15 protein-coding genes and 1 other RNA gene are annotated in these 16,478 nt (G+C 44.8%); 3 read left to right on the forward strand and 13 right to left on the reverse strand.

Translation table 11 applies throughout. The annotated features are described in order from the left end of the window. Positions 1 to 104: 104 nt before the first annotated feature. Positions 105 to 764, reverse strand: a complete 660-nt coding sequence (locus tag ACN6KS_RS23195; protein WP_094870334.1) for a TerC family protein — start codon at positions 762 to 764, stop codon at positions 105 to 107. A 173-nt stretch (positions 765 to 937) separates the two neighbouring features. Here ACN6KS_RS23195 and ACN6KS_RS23200 point away from each other — a divergent pair, with 173 nt between their 5' ends. After that, on the forward strand, positions 938 to 1,630 hold the full coding sequence (locus ACN6KS_RS23200) for a TerC family protein (protein ID WP_440960602.1): 693 nt from the start codon (positions 938 to 940) through the stop codon (positions 1,628 to 1,630). 37 nt (positions 1,631 to 1,667) lie between these two features. Here ACN6KS_RS23200 and thiI read toward each other — a convergent pair whose 3' ends face one another. The 6 genes from thiI to ACN6KS_RS23230 all read right to left on the reverse strand — a co-directional run bounded on the left by thiI (position 1,668) and on the right by ACN6KS_RS23230 (position 6,514). Next, on the reverse strand, positions 1,668 to 2,954 hold the full coding sequence (thiI, locus tag ACN6KS_RS23205; RefSeq protein ID WP_341135490.1) for a tRNA uracil 4-sulfurtransferase ThiI: 1,287 nt from the start codon (positions 2,952 to 2,954) through the stop codon (positions 1,668 to 1,670). Positions 2,955 to 2,957: 3 nt separating this feature from the next. After that, complete coding sequence (locus ACN6KS_RS23210) at positions 2,958 to 4,109, reverse strand: cysteine desulfurase family protein (protein ID WP_094876448.1); 1,152 nt, start codon at positions 4,107 to 4,109, stop codon at positions 2,958 to 2,960. Between the two features lie 127 nt (positions 4,110 to 4,236). Further along, positions 4,237 to 4,947 (reverse strand): lytic transglycosylase domain-containing protein, encoded by a 711-nt coding sequence (locus ACN6KS_RS23215; protein ID WP_440960603.1) that lies wholly within the window; start codon positions 4,945 to 4,947, stop codon positions 4,237 to 4,239. Positions 4,948 to 5,129: 182 nt separating this feature from the next. Then, complete coding sequence (locus ACN6KS_RS23220) at positions 5,130 to 5,543, reverse strand: DUF5353 domain-containing protein (RefSeq protein WP_256990450.1); 414 nt, start codon at positions 5,541 to 5,543, stop codon at positions 5,130 to 5,132. Positions 5,544 to 5,555: 12 nt separating this feature from the next. Next, on the reverse strand, positions 5,556 to 5,777 hold the full coding sequence (locus ACN6KS_RS23225) for a DUF1540 domain-containing protein (protein ID WP_440960604.1): 222 nt from the start codon (positions 5,775 to 5,777) through the stop codon (positions 5,556 to 5,558). 239 nt (positions 5,778 to 6,016) lie between these two features. Further along, complete coding sequence (locus ACN6KS_RS23230) at positions 6,017 to 6,514, reverse strand: YpuI family protein (RefSeq protein ID WP_042190914.1); 498 nt, start codon at positions 6,512 to 6,514, stop codon at positions 6,017 to 6,019. A 309-nt stretch (positions 6,515 to 6,823) separates the two neighbouring features. Here ACN6KS_RS23230 and ACN6KS_RS23235 point away from each other — a divergent pair, with 309 nt between their 5' ends. Continuing rightward, positions 6,824 to 8,764 (forward strand): S8 family peptidase, encoded by a 1,941-nt coding sequence (locus ACN6KS_RS23235; protein WP_440960605.1) that lies wholly within the window; start codon positions 6,824 to 6,826, stop codon positions 8,762 to 8,764. A 3-nt stretch (positions 8,765 to 8,767) separates the two neighbouring features. On the opposite strand, the gene pdxR is transcribed toward ACN6KS_RS23235, so the two are convergent. Beyond that, on the reverse strand, positions 8,768 to 10,207 hold the full coding sequence (gene pdxR / locus ACN6KS_RS23240) for a MocR-like pyridoxine biosynthesis transcription factor PdxR (RefSeq protein ID WP_341135493.1): 1,440 nt from the start codon (positions 10,205 to 10,207) through the stop codon (positions 8,768 to 8,770). 93 nt (positions 10,208 to 10,300) lie between these two features. On the opposite strand from pdxR, the gene ACN6KS_RS23245 reads away from it, so the two are divergent. Then, positions 10,301 to 11,521, forward strand: coding sequence for a PLP-dependent aminotransferase family protein (locus ACN6KS_RS23245; protein ID WP_440960606.1), 1,221 nt, complete (start codon positions 10,301 to 10,303; stop codon positions 11,519 to 11,521). 533 nt (positions 11,522 to 12,054) lie between these two features. Here ACN6KS_RS23245 and rnpB read toward each other — a convergent pair. The 5 genes from rnpB to rpoD all read right to left on the reverse strand — a co-directional run bounded on the left by rnpB (position 12,055) and on the right by rpoD (position 16,466). Then, positions 12,055 to 12,470, reverse strand: an RNA gene (gene rnpB / locus ACN6KS_RS23250) — RNase P RNA component class A. A 64-nt stretch (positions 12,471 to 12,534) separates the two neighbouring features. Beyond that, positions 12,535 to 13,650 carry a Nif3-like dinuclear metal center hexameric protein gene (locus tag ACN6KS_RS23255; protein WP_440960607.1) on the reverse strand — a complete coding sequence of 372 codons (1,116 nt, stop codon included), beginning with the start codon at positions 13,648 to 13,650 and terminating at the stop codon, positions 12,535 to 12,537. Then, entirely contained in the window at positions 13,626 to 14,396 is a 771-nt protein-coding gene (locus ACN6KS_RS23260) for a tRNA (adenine(22)-N(1))-methyltransferase (protein ID WP_341136117.1), read from the reverse strand. Before ACN6KS_RS23260 ends, ACN6KS_RS23255 begins: the two co-directional genes overlap by 25 nt. A 5-nt stretch (positions 14,397 to 14,401) precedes the next feature. Next, positions 14,402 to 15,226 carry a hypothetical protein gene (locus ACN6KS_RS23265; RefSeq protein ID WP_440960608.1) on the reverse strand — a complete coding sequence of 275 codons (825 nt, stop codon included), beginning with the start codon at positions 15,224 to 15,226 and terminating at the stop codon, positions 14,402 to 14,404. Between the two features lie 106 nt (positions 15,227 to 15,332). After that, positions 15,333 to 16,466, reverse strand: a complete 1,134-nt coding sequence (rpoD, locus tag ACN6KS_RS23270) for an RNA polymerase sigma factor RpoD (protein ID WP_042130309.1) — start codon at positions 16,464 to 16,466, stop codon at positions 15,333 to 15,335. Between the last annotated feature and the right edge of the window lie 12 nt (positions 16,467 to 16,478).

Raw genomic sequence — 16,478 nt, forward strand, 5'->3', positions numbered from 1 at the left:
ATATTATCTGAAATATACACAAAATGCCATCACTGACCTCGCAAAAAAAGGACAATTCCAATTTATGGAGATGTCCTTTTAGTATTGCCTTTTATTGCAATTTATTAACCTAATGATGTTGTTCTTCGTTTAACTGCTCCTGTAACAACTACTAATATCCCTAAAGCGATCGGCAGTATGGAATGTGTGGATGGGAGTAAAAAAGAGAGCATTGTCCCTAATTTTGCATCCTGAAGCATCATATCACCTGCTGTAAAGGCTAAAATATAAGCGCCGATAAATACGAGTATCGGAAATCTATGCAGCCACCCCACAATGAGGCCACTTCCCCATACTACAATCGGAATACTGAGCGCAATCCCGATGACAATTAAAGCCAAATCCCCTTTGGCTAGACCGGCAATCGCCAGAACGTTATCAAGACTCATAATAAAATCAGCCACGAGAATCGTTCGGATGGATTTCCAAACGGAGGACGTTTCCGCGACTCTAAGGTCCTCCTCTTCTTCCAGCAGCAGCTTGAACGCAATCCATAGCAGCAAAATTCCTCCTCCAGCCTGGATATAAGGGATTTTCAACAGTAATACCGCGACAAAAGTAAGCAAGCAGCGCAGAACAACGGCTCCCGCAGCTCCCCACCATACCGCAGTCTTCCGGTGCTTCTCCGGAAGGTCCTTACTGGCCATTGCGATGACCATAGCATTATCTCCACTCAGTACAAGATTGATCATCAATATTTCACCAAGGAGCAATAATGATTCCATTCGCTCTTACCTCCCCGAATCACATGTAACTACATGTATGTCCGGAAGTGACAAGCTATGCTTCCTGTCCAACTTTTTTTTGAGGATAAAAGCATGTATGCTCTTTTTTTTGCGTATACAAAACTAAGCATATCTTCGTGCTCATCTTAACAAATTTTAGGGGTGACTGCGCCTTGAATACATCCATATGGGAGTTTGTATTATCACTGCTCAATATTATTTTCCTAGATCTGATTCTGGCGGGAGACAATGCCATAGTCATCGGGCTTGCTGCACGTAATTTACCGAACAGCACTCAAAAAAAAGCAATTGTGCTTGGAACAGCAGGTGCCGTCATATTACGGATTTTCGCAACGGTTCTGGTCGTATGGTTATTAAAAATCCCTTGGTTACTGCTGGCAGGCGGGATTTTACTTATTCTAATAGCCTATAAGCTGTTAACAGATGAGAACCATTCAGCGAATATCAAGGCGGGTCAAAGCTTAGGGGCTGCTGTGGGTACAATCATTTTAGCCGATGCTGCGATGGGACTGGATAATGTCATCGCCATTGCGGGAGTCGCTAAGCACAATATCTCTCTAGTTGTCATAGGACTATTAATCAGCGTTCCAATTGTGGTCTGGGGGAGTACTCTTTTTATTAAATTAATCAACAAATATCCATGGATTATTTATATTGGCTCAGTAGTCCTAGGGTTTACAGCCTCAAGCATGATTACAGATGAGCAGCAGCTATCCCCATTTTTTGAGCAGCATCCACTATTGAGAGCTCTGTTTATATTCGTGATCATTGTTGGCATCTTAATTGGAGGGCACTGGAGACGCCAATCAAGCCATAATAATTCAAAAAAGCTGCCTCAACCGTAGATGTTGCTACGAACGAGACAGCCTTTTGTTTATAATATTAGAACCATTCTTCCTGTAATCCAGCCTGAGCACTTACTACATCTCTAGGCTTCTCATCTCCATACGGAGTGATCAGTACAGTCTCCGTGGCTTCGATCGCTGCTTCCAGCAATGCAGCATATCCAGGAAGCGTAGCTTCAATCTTATCTACAATCCGTAAATTCGGGTTCGTTGCAGGTGATTTTGGTACAAATAAAGTGCAGCAATCCTCATAAGGAAGGATAGATAAATCATAGGTACCGATATTCTTAGACAGCTCCACAATATCACTTTTGTCCATCATTACCAGCGGACGCAGTAGAGGAAGTTGTGTAGCACGGCCGATCACGTTCATGCTTGATAGCGTCTGGCTAGCGACCTGCCCAAGACTTTCACCGGTTACGATCGCGAGTGCCCCCTCACGTTCAGCAAGCTGTGTAGTAATTCTCAGCATCGCTCGACGCATCAATGTAATAATCAGATTATCCTGACCAATTCCAGTAAAAGACGTCTGCACCTCTGTAAAGGGTACTAAATGTAGCTTGATGACTCCCGCATATCGTGACAATACCCGCGTAAGATCAACCACCTTTTGCCGGGCAAGCTCACTTGTATAAGGATAACTATAGAAGTGAACACACTCCACCTCGAGTCCACGACGCATGGATGACCAGCCGGCTACAGGACTATCAATACCTCCGGACAGCAATAACATCGCTTTTCCATTCGTACCTAGCGGAAATCCACCAACACCTGCAATATTTTCGCAGAATATATAAGTATGGCCTTGACGAATTTCGACCTTCAGCTCCAATTGAGGTGACTTTACATCCACAGTAAGTCCGGAATAGCCTTGCAGCAGGGGTGTCGAGACTAGCTTATTCATCTCCATGGAGCCATATGGGAACTCTTTCCATACCCGGCGTGCATTAACTTTAAATGTAGTTCCCGGTGCAGGCGCGATGATCTCCAAAAAATGACGGCCGACAGCCACAATATCCTCGAGCTCTGACTTGGCCACCTTAACCGGACTGACAGAAGCGATTCCGAATACATTCTTCAGCGCTTCTACCAATGGGGTCGCAGGTTCTCCATTCAGCTCCACGTAAATTCTTCCAAACTCTTTGGTTAGAATCACCTTTGGATAAGGCTTAATCATTTCTTTCACATGACGTAGTACCGTTTTCTCAAATCTGGCACGGTTCTTGCCCTTTAATATAAACTCTCCGAAACGCAAAAGCAGCATATCGGCATAATCAATACTATTGGCACTGCCTTTAGCAGATTCCTGATTTATCACACTCATTAGTTACTTCATACCTCCTTCAGCAATCTTTAAAGCTCGTACCGCAGTAATTAGTGCTTTCTCAAGCGCCGCGACATCTTCTTCAGTATGACTATCACCGAAACTGATGCGGATGCCTCCTGAAGCTACAGAGATATCTTTCCCCATAGACAATAGAACACGACTAGGTTCTGCCAGCCGGGAGGAGCAAGCCGATCGGGTAGAAACAGCCATCCCCAGTTCCTCCAGCTTACGGGCGAACACTTCCCCTTTCATGCCAGGATATGAGAAATGCACAATATGAGGGGCTCCATCCTCTCTGCTGTTTATAACAAATTCAGGAACGCTGTGCAAGAAGCGTAACAGTCGATTTCGAAGTGCCAATACTCGGGCATGGAAGGATTCGCGTTGTTCACCACTCATCCGCACTGCTTTGGAAGAGGCAACAATTGCAGGTACATTCTCAGTTCCGGCACGTAGTCCCTCTTCATGAGAACCACCTGAAAGTAAGGGAAACAGTTGAATTCCTTCTTTAATATAGAGAAGCCCCGCTCCGCGAGGACCTCGGATTTTATGAGGAGACAAGCTGTAAAGATCCGCTTTCCATCCTTTAAGGTCAACAGCAAGCTTACCATATCCCTGAACGCCATCCACATGAAATAAAGTTCGTGGATTTACGGATTTAATTAGCCTGCCAATATCCATTAGCGGCTGTACTGTTCCAATTTCATTATTTACATGCATCACACTTACGAGTACGGTATCACGCCGTACTGCAGCAGCCACTCGCTCTGGATCAATCATTCCAGTGCTGTCAGGCGCTACAAAAGTAATCTCCCAGCCATTTCGCTGCAGCTGCAGACAACTTTCATATACAGAGGGATGTTCTATTTCCGTAGTTATCAGATGACGTCCTCTTGACTGATATTGCAAAGCAGCACCTTTAATGGCCAAATTGTTACTCTCCGTAGCCCCAGATGTAAATAGGATCTCCTTTGGTTGTACAGATAACGCAGCCGCGCATACTTCTCGTGAGCGCCTGATCAGCTTTGCCGCCTCATTACCGGCGCGGTGTAAGGAGGAAGGGTTAGCATAATGCAGCTTCATAATTTGTTCCATCGTCTTCACCACGTCTTCATAGGGTGGTGTGGCGGCGGCATAATCCCAGTAAAGCATATATCGATTGTCTCCTTTACTTCTTTAAAGTACAGAATCATTCTTTTTTAAATTTTGAAAAAGGATCAAACGGTGATCCCAAATACCAGCATGTGGTTTAAGGGAACTACCCGTTTGATCCTTTTTATTATACAGCGTAATCCGCGCGAGCGCGTTCTATTTTAGTGAGATAAGACTGCGTCTCTTTTGGGAGCAGTGTAAGTTTCTCCAATAATTCCTGATCATTGCTTACCCCTAGATTAATTACCCTTCCAGGCCCTGCATTATAAGCTGCTAATGCCATCTTTTCCTGTCCGTCAAATCGCTTCAACTGATAAGACAGATAGCGTACACCACCATCAATATTTTGAGCAGGATCGAATGAATCAGAAACCCCTAAACCACGCGCTGTTCCATCCATTAATTGCATTAATCCTTTAGCACCAGCCGAAGAGACAACATTTGGATTAAAGGAAGATTCTGTATCAATCACAGCTTTTATCAAATCGACTGGCACCCCATACTTAGCACTTGCCGTTTGAATCAGATCATCATAGCTTGTTGGTTTAGTATCCGTTATTTCCCCGGAAATTACACTGTCGATGTTTTCAGCTGTTCCGCCGATCTGTTGCCATAACAGGCTACTTACAGAGGATGCATCCGGAAGTGACGTCAAGAAGTTTGTATCCCCGTCATTAGAGGAGTTAGAAGATAAAGCTTGAAGCATAGCTGCAAATTGAGAGGCCGACGCGCCCGATCTTTCCGTTTCATTCGCTGAGCTACTTTTGTCGGTTGCACTCTTTAAGCTTACCCATTTAAGCTGCCCTAACCCATTGGTTACAGCGGGATTAATCTCCATACCGGCGCACTCCTTTGATCCTGTTGAATCATATCTATTGGTCTAACCTTAGATTTCGATGAATTACGGCTTAATATTACATTTTATCCGAGATTATTGCTATATGCTGGAATGAAAAACAGACTTCAGACCCTGATATTTAGGTCTAAAGCCTGTTATAATTCAAACTTACCAGTTCATTTTTAACGAGCAAAGGGTATCATCACAAAGTAACTAAGTGTGGATACAATCCCTAAGCCCATCGCCCATGCCCCAAGCGTTTTTTGCTCCTTGGCATATGCATAATAACCAATCACAACTGAAATGGGCCCAAGAATGATGGACCAGAGAAACAAGGAGGCAATACCCATAGCAAGCCCAGTATAACCCATCGCTTTGCTTCCACTATATTCCTCTTCATTCTCCTTAGTTTCACTCGCCACACGTGGTGTTGTATCCCGGATCGGCATCGAAACCGGATTCACCTCTGCAGCATATTCCTCTTGATGTTCTCTGTCCCGGCGTGGATAGTCTACTCTGCGCGGACGCAAAATAACTTTTCTCGGACCGGATGGTCCATTTGATGAACTTGATTCATGTTCCTTTTCTCTGTCCATTAGGGCGGCCTCCTAGGAGTTCGGCTTAAATGTTAAACAGCATGTTGCAGACGATGTTGCGACTTGATCGTGGTGACCTTCATTCGTCATTTCTTCAGCATATTCTTCTTTAAATCCACTACCTGCGTGCTTGTCGATCTCAATAATAATTTCTTCTGCCCGGCATAAATTATGCTTGCCCCAATAATGACAATTGCTTACACTGCATTTGACTAATGGCTTTACACTCGACATATTTATCACCTCGGCTTCATTATGTCCGCACGATTTACCCCCTATTCGACAGGACCGTTTCCAGTTGATGTAACGATGCCCACGCAAAATATCCCCACAAAGTGGGGGGGTGCTTCGATGCGTACTCAGGTACTTTGTGGGGGCCCCAAATATATAAATTCTAAATACGTCAAAAAAGGATCAGCCCTCGTCATTATAAATTGACGAAGTGCTGATCCTTTACAGGAATTAGTTAACTGTTAAACCTGATTTTGCATACGTTTCTCAGTCAAATAGTCGTTTTCATAATAAGTAAGGTCATCGCGTAGCTCTTCATAGGTCTTGGTAATTTCTAGAATGATATCACGAGCCGGACGAACTGGCTTTTTACGGAAACGGATAGCATCCTGTCCAGTATAAGCATAACGTCCATCTTCAGAATAGCTTTCGTTCTTTGGATAGAAGAAGTTATTCACGCCATAGTGATATACATTATAAAGCGCTTTCTGCGCAAAAGATTCATCGAATGTAGCACGACGCAGCGCAACTCCCAGCTTCTCATAAGACATTTCCGAGAACACTAACAGATGACGAACATCGGACAGAAATCCTTGATAAAATTGTACAGTTTCTTCATCATCTTCTGTTACAAGCTGAGGCAATGCATGCTCGTTCAGAAAAATCTCCATCTTATCAATTACATCTTTAAGTTTGTCTCTCGTCGATTCACATAATTTCTGCACATTGGCTGCTGACATGGCGGTTGCTCCCCCTTATTATTCCCTGCTCTTGTAGTCAATAAAGTTAATCTTATGAAGAAATAGTCTTTAGACATATCTCTTTATTCTTGCAATATCAGGATGCAAACACAGAGAAGTCTAACCTTCTGAAAATTAAAAGAACATCTATCGACGTATCTCCTGCAATATCAGGATGCGAACTCAAGATGCTTATTCTCTCTGATATTATCATAAAAAACGTTTGGAAGGTATCCTTTTCTAAGATGCATAAAACATACGCTCTCTTCTAAACCTATAGCCATTACAATGCGTAGAGGAGCGGAAATCATGTCACGTAAAAATCTAACGGTTGCAGGTTTGGTAACAGCTGCGTTCACAGTTGTATTGCTTACCTTTGCACTACGTCCTGCCACTAATGGGACGACGACCAGAGAAGTCGCTAATGTTGCTATACCAAATCCTGCTCCAACTTCAGCCCTACATTCAGCACCAAACCCATCACAGGAAAAATCATTAAAGAAAAGCTCCTTATCTCAAGATGTTGATGCGACGGATCATCTGAATAGAGTGGATGTCAGCAGACATTTGACTAAGCTCCTCTCTGAAACGGATGGAATGTCTTCGCTTCATGATAAATCAGTGTATGCGAAACGGTTGCAGCAGAACCACGGATTTATCACTATGCTTATGTGGATTGATTTTCGCAAGCATAAAACGGAAACCTTTAAGTCCTCTTCATTTCCTCAAGGAACCGAACAGGAGAATCAGCAGCTGCAAAAATATCTTAAGACGGCGAAATCAGCGATCCATGGTCATCAATCCTATGAATCTCCAACCTTTACAATCGGTAAAGAGAAATATTACTTTATCGCTCAGCGGAACAAAGAAAAAAATATAGGCATCATTGCACTTATTAACCAAAAGGTGCTTGGTCGTGTGGCAGACCATCAGCTGAAGAACCTTCGGCTCATCCCTTATCCAAAGGAAGGGAAGTACCGTGTAGAATCCGTCCATACCGATAATTTAAAAGATATTACCGTTAAGACCGGTCATGATAACGAAAACGCCAGCCATTTTTATGAGAATGAAATTGTCGTCCGTTTCCGCAATAACTCCCCTACGCCGGGGCAGCTTCAAACAATAACCGCTGATATCAACGGCAAAAAGCCACGTAAGCTTGGGTATGCCTATATTTTCCGTTCAGAGAAGCTGACTTATTATGAGCTCAAAGACTATTTCACCAATAAATGGCACCCCGAATATACGGAGCCTCACTATATGTATTTAACCAATGACACGATATCTAAAAACGCAGAGGGAACCGTTACTCCAAATGACATGTTATTCTCCACCTATCAATGGAATTTGCCGGCGATCGAAACGGAGCTGGGCTGGAATCTCTCTAAGGGAAGTAAAGAAGTGATCGTGGCCGTAGTGGACACCGGAGTCCAGATCAATCATCCTGATTTGAAGGGGAAGCTTTTGACAGGGTATAACGCGATTACCAATGGTTCCACTCCAGAAGATGATGTAGGACATGGCACACATGTATCTGGAATTATAGGCGCCCTGGTCAATAACGGAGAGGGAGTAGCTGGAATCAGCTGGTATAACAAGATCCTTCCGGTAAAAGCACTTGATAATTCAGGAGCAGGTACCACTTATTCTGTTGCAGAAGGAATCATTTGGGCAGCGGACAACGGTGCGAAAGTCATAAACTTAAGTTTAGGGAACTATGCGGATTCCCAGTTTCTTCATGACGCGATCAAATATGCCTACGACCGAGATATCGTCCTCGTATCTGCTGCTGGCAACGATAATACAGAACGACCAGGATTTCCTGCTGCGTATCCCGAAGTGATTGCAGTAGCTGCAACAAATGCTTCAGGGGAAAAAGCTTCCTTCTCCAACTACGGCGATTATATTGATGTCGCAGCGCCCGGAGAAAGTATAGCAAGCACTTACCCAGATAGCCAGTATGCCGCTTTATCCGGTACATCGATGGCCAGTCCTCATGTCGCTGCGCTAGCGGGTCTGGTGCGTTCACTAAATCCGAATCTGACGAATACGGAAGTTATGGATCTTATGACCAAAAATGCTGTTGATTTAGGTACTCCCGGGCATGACAAATATTTTGGCTGGGGTCAGGTCGATATCTACAAAACCCTGCAAGCCGCTAGCGGCGATCAGGTTCCCCTTCAGCTATGGCCACAGCATGTACAAAAGCAAATGAATCATTTGAAACAAAGATTAAGTAACTCTAAGTAACACCTAGCCACCACTCTGCAAAAATCTACCAAGCAAACGGAGAAATAATCGTAAGCCTTCCTCCATATCTGTTTCATTCATTTGTGAATAACATAAACGGATATACCGGGAAGGGGTCTCCGCGGAGTAACAAACATCACCCGGTAAAAAAGAAATGCTCTCCTGTTCGGCCAGCTCATGTAGCCTTCCGATATCAGGGGAAGCCGGCAACTCCAGCCAGAGGTTAAGACCACCCTCTGGGAGAATATATTTTACTCCAGGCGGCGCGTAAAGCTTCAGAAGCTTCGCCGCCTTTTCCATACGTGCACGGAGTGTAACTCGTAACTGAGCAGCATAGGCTTCATACTTGCCCGCTATGAATGGCAATACCGCCCTTTGTGTGAGCAGCGGACTCCCTAAATCACTTGCGGACTTCGCGGCGATAAGCCGTGACAGAATATTCCCACCAGCGGCTACACAGGCAATTCTGCAGCCGGGTGCAATAACTTTACTGAAACTCTTCATATAAACTACATGCCCTTTGGAATCCATCGATTTGATCGTAGGCGGCGGAGGCGCATGGAAATATAAATCACTAAATGGATCATCCTCAACAATAAGACAACGGTAACTGCGGGCTAATTCCAGCAGACGTTGTCTTCTTGCTATACTCATGGTTACTCCGCTAGGATTCTGAAAAGTAGGGATTGTATAAATTAGCTTAGGCGGTCTTTGATCACACATTCTTGTAAGAATATCCACCCGCATCCCTTCACTGTCCGTAGGTACAAAAATCATCTCTGCACCTCGTCCTGCAAAAACATCTATAGCCCCTGTATAACTAGGAGCCTCAAGATACACGGTGTCCCCAGGTCCGACAAAGGTACGAGCCACCAGATCAATGCCTTGCTGAGTTCCGCTTGTGATCATTACATCAGAGGAAGTAAGTGCAATTCCACGTGTTTTTAAATGATCGCTCATAATTCCTCGCAGCTCCAGATCACCTTGGAAGTTCCCATAGGTTGCCATAAGCTCCGGCTGCTGCATAACTAAAGATGCGAAGGAGTCACCAATATTTTTTAGGGGAAGTAACTCACTATGAATTGCAGCTATATGAAAGGGATACTTTACTTCAGAGTAATCAAAATTGCGCCAAAGCTGAGCTCGCGGCAAATAATCATCATATATATCCTGCCAGCGGCCATCTTCCTGACGTCGGGTGTGTTCAGGGTCGGCTACAAAGCAGCCTTTTCCTTGCCTGCAATAAATAAGTCCCCGCTTCTCAAGCACATTGTATGCCTTGCTTACTGTAACCTGGCTTACTCTCAAAGCTGTAGCCAAACTTCTTACGGAGGGCAGCCGGACACCTTGCTGGAGCAATCCTGATGAGATCCGCTGACTTAGGGTTTCACTGATTTGATGAGGCAGAGATTTACTGCTATTGCGAATCAAATCGATGTGCATGAACCCTCCACCTCCACTGTTATATTCAACGCTTTACTGTTATACAGTACTCCTATTATGATAGCACCAAATTGAAAGGTGGAGAACTCATTTATGGATATCAAATACTCGACCGCAGCCAATCATCTAGGATCATCAGCCGTTCGTGAGATTCTAAAAGTTACACAGGGCAATGACATCATTTCACTTGCAGGCGGGCTGCCTGGGGAGGATTTGTTTCCCTTGGAGGCCGTACGAGACGCTTATAACCGTGTACTCTCCAGTGACACCTCAGTGCTTCAATACGGATTAACCGAGGGCTTTACTCCACTACGTGATAAAATCGCCGAAAGACTTACTCGGCAAGGAATCCCTGTTACAGCATCTGAGATGATCTTGACTACAGGTTCCCAGCAAGCCATTGATTTATTATGTAAAATACTACTTGATCCCGGTGATGCTGTACTTGTTGAAGCCCCCACTTATTTAGCAGCTTTACAGGTACTCGGCTCTTACCGGGCTGATATTCATACGATAAATAATGACGAGCAAGGCATACTGCCAGATCACCTGGAAGATCAAATACAAAAATTACGGCCCAAACTCCTATATGCAGTTCCGACCTTCAACAATCCTTCAGGAGCAACCTGGAGTAAGGAACGCCGTGAGAAAGTGGTGGAAATCTGCCGCCGCTACAATGTTCTTATCTTGGAGGATAATCCCTACGGCGAAATAACCTTTGAGGAGAATAAAGATCTTTATCCACCCTCACTAGCATCCATCGACAGAAGCTATGGCGGCGATTATTGTGTCGCTTACACTGGAACTTTTTCCAAAATCGTAGCCCCTGCCCTGCGTACCGGCTGGATTGTCGGCGATTCCAATCTAATCAAGACCATCGCCAAAGCAAAGCAAGCCGCTGATCTGCATTCTAGCACCATTGACCAACGCGCTTTAGATGAACTGCTGCTGCATTTCGATATTGAGCAGCATATCCGCGTCATCTCACGAGAATATTATTCTCGAATGAAGCTCTTATCCGCGGAACTCCGATCGCAGAACTGGGAAGGCGCTCATTTTCTGGAGCCACGAGGCGGTATGTTCCTGTGGCTAACACTTTCCCAAGAGATCAACACGAAGGAATTACTTCCTCTAGCAGTAGAGAACGGTGTTGCTTTTGTTCCCGGTGAAGTGTTCTATTCATCACAGCCCCACAAGAATAAGATGCGTCTGAATTTCACCCATACGCCACCTAAGCTTGTACCCGTTGCTGTTCAGCGTCTGGAGAAGGCGTTGGTACAATGGCGGGAGAGTCAGGCCGGCATTCGTTCATAAGCATGACAAAACCCGGATTCTTCATCCTGTATGGGATTAGGAAGCCGGGTTATTTTTATTTATCAGCCATGCTTAGCGTAATTTACTTCTTAGATACTTCTATGCTATCTTTATTGAGCCTAAAATATCCATTTTCAACGAAAGACATGATTCGACTGACACTTACCCCTGTTTGAAGGGATATATTTAATACCATCGTGTCGGGTGAAGTCTCTACGATACGCCTGATTCTCTGATACATCTCATCACAACTATTGCACATCCTCTTATTGTTTCGTTCATATAAATGTCCGCAGAACCCGCAAATCTGATAATTACCCATGTTATACATTTCCCTCTTTCTACATATCTTCTTGCCACGAGCATAAACACCTTCGGCGTCCTTATAAGGATGGTAAGCGTTGCGAGAAATATAAGGATAATGTATAAAATGAATCTTATACTTTCTTATATTTTAAAAAAGCGACGTGATCCGGTTTCCCGAGATACGCCGCCGCTTGTATGGTTGTTGTTGTTTATCATAACGTTGCAGTTAGGAAAGTTTGTCGTAAGCCGGGTTCTGTGCTCGTCGTGGTTCAATCGGGAACTACCCTCCCACCATAAGCGACAATCATCTATCTAGGCCGTACATTACTGCACAGCTCCAGCGACCAACCTAGACGCGCCTCAGGCTAAGGCTGCCTATTCCAATACAGGAATTTGCTGCGTCTCATTAGGTCTTGCTCCAGATGGGGTTTACCAGGAACGAAGTCACCAGCGTTCCTCGGGGTCTCTTACACCTCGGTTCCATCCTTGCCTGTGCCGCCCTAAGGCGGCCATCGGCGGTCCATTTCTGTGGCACTATCCTTCGACTCGCGCCGACTGGACGTTATCCAGCATCCTGCCTTATGGAGCCCGGACTTTCCTCCCGTGACGTCTACACGTCACCGGCGATTGTCTGTCAAACTTTCCGAACAACATTATATATTATACAGACATCGCATGTCTGGCACAAGCATTATTAAATGGAATTTTTATAGGAACTTAAATGGCTCCGTATTCACCTGCGAAGCATGTACAGCTGTATCATACCTATGCTCCACCAGTTTCCCAGTCATCCACGCTGCTACTTTCTCTTTCATGATCTTCTCCGCATTATGTCCTGGATCAATCAGAGTGATCCCAGCGAGCACGGCATCCTGTGCTGTATGATAATCAAGATCTCCTGTAACCAGCACATCTGCACCGCGGAAAATAGCACTGTTATAATACTTTCCACCCGAACCGCCGAGAACAGCGGCTTTACGAATCGGACGATCCAAATCACCCACAACACGTACATGGTCTACTTTCAGACCTTTTTTTACCGTCTCAACGAATTGCCCAAGTGTTGTAGGTTCTTTGAGCTTTCCAACCCGCCCAAGCCCTAAACTGCGGCCTTTAAGATCCATCGTGTACAAATCATAGGCAACCTCTTCATAAGGATGAGCCTTGAGCATAGCCTGTACCACTTTATTGCGGATACTGTGTGGCACGATCGTCTCAATACGGATCTCCTCAGCACGCTCCATCTTCCCTTTTTCCCCGATATAAGGATCTGTGCCTTCTCCCGGAATAAAAGTCCCGTATCCCTCAATATTGAAGCTGCAATGACTATAGTTGCCGATTGCCCCTGCTCCTGCATTCAAGATGGCATCTAAAACCTTCTGATGATGATCCTTTGGTACAAATACCACCAACTTAGACAATTGCTCTGAATGAATGTCTTTGATGGGTACTCCGTTCTCTATGCCCAGAGCTTCCGCCATCCAATCGTTCATTCCACCTTCGGTAACATCCAGATTAGTGTGACTGATGTAAACCGCGATGTCATTTTTAATCAGTTTTTCATACATTCTACCCATTGGAGTGTCTGTTTGAATCCCTTGCAGCGGACGGAAAATAATCGCATGGTGGGCAATGATTAGATTACAGCCGAGACTTATTGCCTCTTCAACGACTTCATCATTAACATCCAGTGCAACCAGCACATTGGTTATCTCTTTCTGTAAGGAACCTAGTTGAAGACCGACTTTGTCCCACTCTTCGGCTAAATGCTTCGGAGCCAGCTGCTCCATATATTGAATTACTGTTTGTCCTTTGGCAAGCATTGCAGCACCTCCGTAATCTCCTTGATCTGATCTCGAATTAATTTCCGTTTATTCTCCGCAGATTCGAGCTCTGAACGTGACAATGATGTCAAAATGCCTTCCAATTTCTGTATCTCCCCTTGCCACTTGGCAAAAAACACAGCATTCGGTGCTTGTAATAGAAATGGTCCCATCTGTAGCAAGGTATCCTGACCACGAACCATAGCGGAATCACCTAACGTTACCTCTCGATATACATTGGCATTCGTAATTCCGGCACTCGCATCCTCTGGTACAGCCGTTAATACTTCATATAACTTCCCATCTTCTTCGAGAATACTTTCAGCTATAAGAACCCAATTATTAGCTAGTAGCCAGCGACGCAAAATATCCTCGCCCACATTCGGCTGAAGGACCAGTGTTGTAACATCCTTAAGCTTACCTTGGCTCTGACCACGGTCTAAAATCGAGGCAATTAAAGCCCCTCCCATACCAGCGATCGTGATACAATTAACTTCACCAGGTTCCAGTACCTCAAGGCCATCCCCTCGCCGCACCGAGATCACCTTTCCTAATCCGGCCTCTGCAACGCCTTTACAAGCAGCATCAAAAGGACCTGGGTTTACCTCACCTGCTACTGCGAATATCGCCTTACCGCTTTCTACAGCAGCTACAGGAAGCAGCGCATGATCAGAACCGATGTCTGCCAACCTGCTTCCTTGCGGAATTTGCTTCAGCAATTGCTGAAGTCGATCTGATAATTTCACATTGTTCATGTTGCCACCCACGTTATCCATTTTTTTCGAAACAAGAACAGCAGGGCTAAGCCTACCGCAATTTTAAAAATTAGCATAAACGAAATCCACTGCGGGAAATTTTGTCTCAATAAAAGAGCATCGAGCTCAGGCATAACCCATAACGATACGCCCACTGCAAAAAATACATTAGCGGCGCCTTTTACTCTGTGATGTAAAAGCCAGCTTAGCCACACCATCATTACACATAATGGAAGCCATAAGAACTCAAGCTCTAGCATCGAGGCATCAGGCCGTCTTCCACCGAAGAATCCAGCATATAGTAATGCCCAAAAAGCATACCCGCAGTACTGCAGCAAGCCGATCCGGAGCACAAATCCCAGAATACACCATAACAAGCCGCAAGCTCCAATCAGAATCGGTCTCCAGAACTGAGGATCAAGATCATGCAAAGCAATCAGCCATAGCCCAAAACCAAGCGATAACACGCTACCCAGCCCCGCCAGAATAAGACTAATAACATGATTTCGGTTCTTGTAAACCGCTGAGTATCCATAACAAATAATTAATACGGATAGTGCTGTTGCAAGTTGCAAAGGCCAGGGAAAAACGCTAAAATAAAGACTAATCAAGAAAATCAAGGAAATAATTCCAAAACCAAACAGCCAAATTTTGATGTTTCCCTGCTGTAGATTCTTCAGCGAAATCGGATTTTTATCCTTCGCCGCAGCTTCATCATCATACAGATTGGTTAAGAAGTCGCAATATTGCTCTGGTAGCAATCTGTTATTTCTCCAATACTGAATCTCTTTTATAATAATTTCGCGTTTTTCCAAATTCACTGGCTCATCCTTCTTTCCAGATACACAAGGTCAGCACTTTTAGGGTCGTAATTCAAATAAAAGAACCTCCTGCTACTGAGCAGCAGAAGGTCCAGTTCATGAAATACTATTCAAGGAAATCCTTAAGCCGTTTACTGCGGCTAGGGTGACGAAGCTTACGCAATGCTTTAGCTTCAATCTGGCGAATCCGTTCGCGGGTAACGCCGAACACTTTGCCCACTTCTTCAAGTGTTCTCGTCCGGCCATCATCTAGGCCAAAACGCAGACGAAGTACATTCTCTTCACGCTCCGTGAGCGTGTCCAGTACATCCTCCAGCTGTTCCTTCAGCAGTTCATAAGCTGCTGCATCCGCAGGAGCCAAGGCTTCCTGATCCTCAATGAAATCTCCCAGATGTGAATCGTCTTCTTCACCGATCGGTGTTTCTAGCGATACTGGTTCTTGGGCAATCTTCATGATTTCTCTAACTTTCTCAACCGTCAGCTCCATCTCAGCCGCAATTTCCTCTGGCGAAGGTTCACGTCCCAGTTCTTGCAGCAATTGACGAGAGACACGAATCAGCTTGTTGATCGTCTCAACCATGTGTACAGGAATACGAATCGTACGTGCCTGATCCGCAATCGCGCGGGTAATGGCCTGACGAATCCACCAAGTTGCATACGTACTAAATTTGAACCCTTTGTTATGGTCAAATTTCTCTACCGCTTTGATCAGACCCATATTACCTTCCTGAATCAAATCAAGGAACAGCATACCGCGTCCAACATAACGTTTAGCAATACTTACTACAAGACGTAGGTTCGCTTCAGCGAGACGACGTTTGGCTTCCTCGTCACCATTCTTAATACGCATAGCAAGCTCTACTTCATCGTCAGCCGACAACAGCGGAACGCGTCCAATTTCTTTTAGATACATACGAACAGGGTCATTAATCTTAATCCCTGGCGGCAGTGACAAATCATCATCAAAGCTGAACTCATCGCCCTCTTTGTCTTCATTGTCCTCATTTGGCCGGAGGCTGTTAACCTCCTCATCGTTCTCGTTTACAACTTCAATCCCCAAATCACTGAGTTGTTCATAGAACTCCTCCATTTGCTCGGGGTCTTGATCAAACGGCGATAATTTCTCCATAATATCTTTGTATAGCAATGATGATCTTTTCTTGCCTTGCTCAATAAGCTGATCCTTAACCTGATCCAAAGTAAATTCTGCTTCCAATTCAGTATGCTGATCGTTCGCCATAATTCGACTCCC

The organism is Paenibacillus nitricinens (assembly GCF_052056485.1).
Lineage (GTDB): Bacteria > Bacillota > Bacilli > Paenibacillales > Paenibacillaceae > Paenibacillus_AQ > Paenibacillus_AQ nitricinens.